The following is a 6,121-nucleotide window of genomic DNA, read 5'->3' as shown; positions in this document are numbered from 1 at the left end:
ACTCGCGACGAGCCGAATAAGTTGTGGGTCACGGATATCACGGAACATCCCACCCCTTGGATTCCAGCAATCGTCGCAACACTCGTGGTTACGAGACTTCCAGTAAAGCACTCAGGCGCTCTGCAGGGGTGTCCCAGTCGAGCGATTTCCGGGGTCGATCGTTAAGCTCCTCCGCGACGGCCAAGAGATTGTCGATGCTGTGCACTGCCAGGTCGGTACCGCGCGGGAAGTGTTGGCGGAGTATACCGTTGGCGTTCTCATTGCTGCCGCGCTGCCAGGGAGCGCTCGCGTCTGCGAAGTAGACGTCGAAGTTGGTCGCGGCGGCGAATGCGCGGTGCTCGGCCATCTCGGCGCCTTGGTCCCAGGTCAGTGTTCCTCGCAGCGATGCGGGCAGATGACGGACGGTGGTGATGAGGGAGTCTCGGACGGCTTCGGCAGTCCGCTCACGTCCGAGGTGCCCGAGCATCACGAAGCGGGAGGAGCGTTCGACTAGTTGTACGAGGCACGGACGTTAGTTACGCGGTGCCGGCGGTAAGCGGCGGGCGGTCGTCCTCCGCGTGCTGAATGCGGTCGGTGGACTCTTCTATGTTCGTCAAGCCCCGGCTGAGGATGTGTGGAGCGCTTCGAGTGTTCGGTAGATTCGGCGGGCGAGGTAGCGTTTCAAGCAGCGTCGAATCTCTTTGGTCGTGCGCCCCTGAGCTTTTCGTTTGTCGACGTAGGCGCGTGTCTCGGGATCGTGGGCCATGCGCGTAACGGTCGCCATGTGCAGGGCTCGATTCAGTCTCCGGTCTCCTCCGCGGTTCAGCCGGTAACGAGTGGTGTTCCCGGATGAGGCTGGAATCGGATTCACACCTGCGAGTGCAGCGAACGCGGCTTCGTTGCGCACGCGTCCAGGGTGTGACCACGCTGCATAGGCAACGGCCACGGTCACTGGACCGAGGCCTGCCTGCTCCAAGAGTGGAGCTGCCTCACTCTGCTCGATCAGCTTCTTGAGCTGCGTATTGTTTTCTGCGAGTGCGCCATCGAGGGCGTGGATTCGCTTCGCCAGTCTGACTGCCTCGGCTCGTGCGACCGAGAGTGCGAGTTCCTCGACGCGGCTGCGCCACGAAGCTACCTCGGTGATCTGTGCGTTTGTCAGCGGGCGGCGAGCATCGGTGCCGAGATCGACGACCCGCAACAAGGCGGTAAGCGCATTGATGCAGGCAGTGCGGTCGGTGCTCATGTGCTCACGAGCGGTCGTCAGGACACGCAAAGCGGCCCGCACACCACTGTCGGCGCGTGGATGACGTAGCTGGTCGAGCTCGAGCGGCAGAACGGCGGCACCGATGCGATGTGCATCGAGGCCATCAGACTTACCGACCCCGCGGTGGGCTCGCGCATCCATGCGAGCGGCCTCGACGACCTCGTAGCCGGCGCCGGTCACCGTTCGTGCCAGCCCGGCCCCGAACGTTGCCACGCACTCGATAACCCACAGTGCCGCGAGGTCGCCACCCGTGAGGCGAGCAACCCAGCTCAGGGCCCTTTTCATCCCAGCAGGAGTCGTGGGGAATTCGTTGGTGGCGATCAGTGCACCGGTGACCGGGGTCAGGATCGCGTAACTGTGTTTGCGGGCATGGGTATCGACTCCGATGACGAACGGGCGGCTATGCGCGACGATAGACATGGCGGTTCGTGCTTCCTTCCGAGACGGGAATGATGACGCGGCCGCTGCGGGCCGGTGCGAGCCTGGATGGAAGTCACTTCGGGGCAATACTGTGATGAGTCACGACCTCGCCTACTGGGCGCGGAGCGGACAGTCTTCTGATCAAGCCATCGGAGTGGACCGGGTGAGCACCGACCGTCCCGCGCCGGAGCCGGACATGTCCATCGAAACGCATCCCGGTAGGGAGCGAGTAATTGTATGAGTCACGGCCATGGCGCGGGAGCGGCACGATGCCTACCTTGCCAGCCAGTTCCAGACCAGCCACCCCAAGACTCACAGTAATTGTAGTGAACATTCCAGATTTCGACGGCAGTGCGCCGCTCGGCTTCGCTGGTGTACTCACGGGAGGACAGCAGTTCTTCGGCGAGGATACGGTTGTAGCGTTCGACCTTCCCGTTGTGTTTCGGTGTGTACGGCTTGATGCGGTAGTGCCGAGCTTCGCGGAGTGAAGCGGTGAAATCTGCTGCCCGGTAGCATGATCCGTTGTCGGTGATCACGCGCTCGATCCGGGTGATGCCGTGGGCTGCGAAGAAGAGTCGGGCGTTGTTCATGAAATCGATGGCTGTTGCTGCGGTTTCGTCATCGCGTGCTTCGGTGTATGCCAGGCGGGTGTTGCCGTCGATCGCGGAATGCAGGTAGGTGTAACCGACGCGGCCCTGCTTGTTCTTCGTTTTCCGACGCTGGGATTGTTTGGCCTGCTCGGAGCCGCGGCCGTGGGCACGCCAACCTCCGCCGTCCGGGATTCGGCCGACTTTCTTGACGTCGACGTGCACCATCTGACCAGGTCGTTTGGCGGCGATGACCTGGGGTTTTCGGTTGTTTTCGCCGTTCGGGTCGATGAACCGGCGGCGGTGCAATCCCAGGTTCCGCAGGATTTTCGTGACTGTTCGGCGAGCAATGACGATCCTGTCTGTGCGCAGTTCGAACGTGATTCGTGAAGCTGACCATTTCCGGGTCCGGCGCATCGATTCGATCTCGGCCACCACCTCTGCTGATGTGGCGGTCGGGTGATGGTGCGGCGTGCTGGATCGGTCCTGTAATCCCAGGTCACCGTACTTGCGATACCGGTTGACCCACTTGGAGGCGCATTGTCGGGAGATGCCCATTTCGGCGGCTACGTGGGCGATCGGACGACTCTGGCACCGCTCGATCAGGCGTCGTCTTCCCTCGACAGTCAGCGGAGCATTACGGTGTGTCACAGGGCTGGTCCTTCTTGGTCGAGAACGGTTGTGTCGCAACTCCCATTCTCGCGCCGAGGACCAGCCCGTCTACTGCAGTCCCGCGTCAGCAACGTCCATACCCACAACAACTAGTGTCGCGATCGCCGATCCACCCAGCGCGCCGATGATGAGGTCGCCTTCCCAATGTCCTGGAACTTTTCGCGAGTCAACCTCTGCCGGCCGATTGCTGATGGAGTTGATCGGGTCGACGAACCGCGGTCGGCGGGCATCGGGCTGCTTGTGTGGTTTGCGCGCAATTCGACCGCGGCGCAGGTGTTTTCCAAGTTCTCGTGTGAGATCGCCTCGGGCGTGGACGTAGATCGCTTGATAGACCGTCTCGGTGCTCGCGCGCATTTCCGGAGCGGTTGGGAAGTCCTTTATCAGTCGGTGACTGATCTGTTGCGGCGACCACCTTTTCGCCAGCTTCCCCTGGACGTAGGAACGAAGCTCGGTGTTGGCGACCAGCTTCGCCTGCCGGGGCCTGGCCCGATGCTTCACTGACAGCCGATGCGCCGTATGGGGCATATATCCCCGCACTGAGATGGTGTTGCGTTTGAGTTCTCGGCTGATCGTCGACGGTGCGCGTCGCATCTGCGACGCGATCGCCCGGATCGACAACCCTGCCCGCCGTAGGTCCTGCAATTGTTTGCGTTCGAGCAGGCTGAGGTAGCGGGGATGGATGATCTTCTCGACCACGTTGAGGTCGACGCTTCCGCCGATCGCGCGGGTTCTTCGTTCTGGCACACCGTCATTGTTCTTTGCCGGGTACCGCACCACCCGGCCGTCGGGATAGACGCGCCCTCGGTTGATGATGGTGATGCCTTTGTCCCAGTCGGTTGCCGATCGGGCATCGGCCCCGACGCGGGCTCTGGCCTCTACGCGCGTGAGTCCCGCCGCTCGTAGACGTAGGAACTCTTCACGCCGCGGGTTGACCTTGCGTGCCTCGCTGGTCGATATTCCTGCTTTCCGCGCCCATGCATAGGCTGTTGGCCAATGAATCCCCAGCTCATGGGCAACAGTTGAGATGATTTCCCGTTCGCGAACGAGTCGCAAGAACTCAGCTTTCAGTTCCGCAGGGTAGGTGCGCGGCGCGGCCCGCGCCATGGTCAGCCCTGTCTTCCGCAACCAGTTGTAGCCGGCGTTTTCATGAACGCCGACCGCACGCGCTGCGTCGCGGACCGTGCCACCTCTATCGAGCAATCGGAAGAATTCTTCCTTCTGCTGATCCGTGTACTTTTTGCCAGCCATTGCAACACCTTCCAGTAGGTGTTGCGACGATTGCTGGAATCCAAGCCCGTGAAGGTAAAATTTACTGCGCTGTTGTCCTGGATACGTTTTCGAGGCGAGTCGTCGGGTGGTCTATCGACAGCTCGCAGACAGCGACATTGGTGACAAACGCTCTAGGAATGGCCATTTCCAATCGAGGCCCAACACCCGGCACACTCATTCACTCGGACCACGGAGTGCAGTTCACGTCCTGGGCATTCACCCGCCGGGCGCACGACTCAGGGCTGGTCCCGTCGATGGGATCGATCGGCGATTGCTATGACAACGCAGTGATCGAATCTTTCTGGGGCAGAATGCAAACCGAACTTTTGAATCGGAAACGATGGAAAACGAGGATCGAATTGGCCAACGCCATGTTCGAGTGCCTCGAGATCTTCCACAATCGCCAACGCCGGCACAGTGCACTCGGGATGCTGACCCCGATCGAGTTCGAGAACGTACACTTCACACGTCAACCCGTAGCCTGAAGTCAAATATGACGACTCCACGAAACTCGGGGTACATCAAAGTCCCCGGAAACTCCGGTCCGATTCACTCTTTCCCAGGCCGTAACTATCGCCTCCCAAAGGATTTGGATCGGCATCAGGTCGTCGAGCCTGGCGGCAGAAATGACGGCACGCCCCGGCACCCAAATTCGCCGGTGCCCAACACCCCCCTACAACCACCCAGGGGCATCTCATCACCGCAGGTCAAACTCCAAAACGCCGATACCGAACCCACCCACACCAACCAAACGTCCCCCGGCGAGTCGGTGTAATCCGGACTCCCCCGCAAGCGCCGCATCGAGCCGGGATTGTTCCGGCTCGATGCGGCGTGTGGTTCCCTCGTTCGGCCTTTATTGATCACACCGGTATGACGTCTAGCTCTGAGGGCGCTGTCAGCCGCCCGTTGAATCCGGCGCGGTGGGCAGCGTCTTGGACGGCGGAGTGAAATTGGGCGATCGGGAGGTCAGCGGGGACGTAGTGACACAGGACCAGGTGTCGGGCCCCCGCTTTTTGCGCGACCTGCGGCACCGCGATGACATCGGTGTGAGAGTTGAACAGGTGTTCTCGAAGACCCGCTTGGTTCGCCGTCGGGGCTCGCTGTACGAGCAATTCTTCGACCGCGCTGTTCATCTGCACCTCGTGGAACAGGACGTCGGTTCCGCGGGCGAGCGCGATGAGGTTGTCGTTGGGTCCTGCGGTGTCCCCCGAGAACACAACGCTGCGGCCTGAGGCGAGAATGTCGAACCGGTAAGCGTAGGCGTCAGGGACCTCGGGGCCGTGAAACACTCGTGTTGCAGTCACCTTGACCAGGTCGTCGCGCATGACTTCGACGCTTCCGGTAGCCGGGACCGATATAGTGTGCGCAGTGACTTTCCGTGGCGGCTTGGTGGCGGAAAAGAGCCTTGTTGCCTCCCCGAGGCTTTGCTGCATTCCGCTGATCACCGCGTCGATCTTTAGTGGGCCCCACACGTCAAGATCTCCTACCGGAGAGGGCGTGTAGGTCCAACCGAGCAGGGCTACGTCGGTCAGGCCAGCGACGTGGTCGGCATGGTGATGGGTGGTGAAGACATTGCCTAGCCCGGCGAATCCGATTCCAGCATCCACCAGGCGCTGGGCAGTATTTCCGCCGCAGTCAATGAGGTATACCCGTGTTCCGACCAACAGGGCCAGCGCAGGCTGCGAGTGGGCGGTGCTGAGGATGGGTCCTCCGTTCACCCCGAGCACTCGGACATGGTCTCCCTGCGGTGCGGCGGGAACCGCGCTGGGACTACCTGTAGGCGCACTCGCCGCAGCAGTACCGTCGTGGGTAGTCCGGCCCGAACATGCAACCAGCCCTCCCGCCGAAGCGGCCACAGCGAAGCCGAATAGCGCTCTTCTCTTGATCGGTATCGACGGTAGTTTGGGAATTTCGTTGGCCATGATCAGGC

General features: G+C 61.5%; 4 protein-coding genes and 2 pseudogenes. 1 reads left to right on the top strand and 5 read right to left on the bottom strand.

Annotated elements, in window-relative coordinates; translation table 11 throughout:
* Positions 1-88: 88 nt before the first annotated feature.
* The 4 genes and pseudogenes from QMA15_RS30675 to QMA15_RS30660 all read right to left on the bottom strand — a co-directional run.
* Positions 89-493, bottom strand: a pseudogene (locus tag QMA15_RS30675) (IS30 family transposase); the annotation flags it as partial.
* Positions 494-592: 99 nt separating this feature from the next.
* Entirely contained in the window at positions 593-1,663 is a 1,071-nt protein-coding gene (locus QMA15_RS30670) for an IS110 family transposase (RefSeq protein ID WP_290288450.1), read from the bottom strand.
* A 242-nt stretch (positions 1,664-1,905) separates the two neighbouring features.
* On the bottom strand, positions 1,906-2,901 hold the full coding sequence (locus QMA15_RS30665; protein ID WP_356702910.1) for an IS481 family transposase: 996 nt from the start codon (positions 2,899-2,901) through the stop codon (positions 1,906-1,908).
* 69 nt (positions 2,902-2,970) lie between these two features.
* Positions 2,971-4,170: an IS30 family transposase gene (locus tag QMA15_RS30660; RefSeq protein WP_290288447.1), complete on the bottom strand. Its 1,200-nt coding sequence runs from the start codon at positions 4,168-4,170 to the stop codon at positions 2,971-2,973.
* 47 nt (positions 4,171-4,217) lie between these two features.
* Between QMA15_RS30660 and QMA15_RS30655 the strand changes: the two are divergent.
* A pseudogene (locus tag QMA15_RS30655) lies at positions 4,218-4,676 on the top strand (IS3 family transposase); the annotation flags it as partial.
* A gap of 375 nt (positions 4,677-5,051) precedes the next feature.
* Here QMA15_RS30655 and QMA15_RS30650 read toward each other — a convergent pair.
* Complete coding sequence (locus QMA15_RS30650; protein ID WP_290288445.1) at positions 5,052-6,113, bottom strand: MBL fold metallo-hydrolase; 1,062 nt, start codon at positions 6,111-6,113, stop codon at positions 5,052-5,054.
* Positions 6,114-6,121 lie beyond the last annotated feature (8 nt).

Origin of the sequence: Rhodococcus sp. APC 3903 (genome assembly GCF_030407755.1) — a bacterium.
Taxonomy (GTDB): Bacteria; Actinomycetota; Actinomycetes; order Mycobacteriales; family Mycobacteriaceae; genus Rhodococcus_F; species Rhodococcus_F erythropolis.
Note: the sequence above shows the minus strand (reverse complement) of the source record. Positions and strands in the feature narration are given on the sequence as shown.